General features: G+C 60.1%; 1 protein-coding gene. It reads left to right on the top strand.

Annotated features, from left to right (window positions below):
- The first annotated feature begins 55 nt into the window (after positions 1-55).
- On the top strand, positions 56-1,084 hold the full coding sequence (locus ACZRMH_RS25775) for an IS30 family transposase (protein ID WP_017246483.1): 1,029 nt from the start codon (positions 56-58) through the stop codon (positions 1,082-1,084).
- Positions 1,085-1,113 lie beyond the last annotated feature (29 nt).

The following is a 1,113-nucleotide window of genomic DNA, read 5'->3' as shown; positions in this document are numbered from 1 at the left end:
GGCGGCCGCGAAAACTGAGTGCAACACCTGACCTTTCCGGTACGGTGCTGCCCCTATGTCCTATTCCGAACTCAGCGTTGAAGAGCGCGCGATCATTCAGCTCAGTCAAGCTCAAGGCTTCACCCTGCGCGGCATTGCTCGCCTGATTGACAGGTCGCCCTCGACCATCAGTCGAGAGCTGAAGCGCAATCGAGGCAGTAGTGGTGCTTACTCGGCCCGCTGCGCCCAGCGACAGATGAGCATTCGGCGCCAGGTTTGTCGCCCTAAGCGCAAGCTTCTGCCGGGCAGTGAGCGCTTCGAGTTGGTGACCCATATGTTGCGTGAGCGTTTGTCTCCTGAACAGATTGCCGGCAAGCTGCGCGGCATGAACATTCCCAGCCTCAGAGATGCCTACGTCTGTCGAGAGACGATCTACAACGCGATCTATGCCTTGCCGGTCGGCGAGCTGCGCAAGGAGCTGATCATCTGCCTGCGCCAAAGCAAGGCGACGCGCAGACCGCGCTCTGGCGGCGTGGATCGGCGCGGCCAGATTCCGGAGATGGTCAGCATTCACGTGCGCCCGCCAGAGATCGAAGACCGGCTGATGCCGGGGCATTGGGAGGGCGACCTGATCAAGGGTAAGGCCAACGCCTCGTCGGTAGGCACGTTGGTGGAGCGCACCAGTGGCTACCTGATGCTGGTGAAGATGAACGACGCAACGGCGACCTCGGCGATGGAGGGCTTCAGTGCAGCGCTCAACGGCATGCCGCTGGCGATGCGCAAGAGCATGACCTACGACCAAGGCCGGGAGATGGCGCGGCATGCTGAAATCACCCAGCAGACCGGGGTCGCTATTTATTTTTGTGATCCGCACAGCCCATGGCAGCGCGGCAGTAACGAAAACATCAACGGCCTGATCCGCCAGTACCTGCCCAAGGGGACTGACTTGTCGGTACACAGCCAGGAGCAACTGAATGCCATCGCCCTGCAACTGAATATGCGCCCCCGTAAGCGCTTCGATTTCAAATGCCCGATCGAAGTCATGGGAGAGGTGATGCAGGAAGCCTTGGCTATGCGGCATGATGCTCCGGCTTCAATTCAATAACCGTGTTGCACTCAGCTCCTGCAACCGCC

Source organism: Pseudomonas sp. B414 (assembly GCF_055408445.1).
This window is presented reverse-complemented; position numbering and strand designations above follow the sequence as displayed.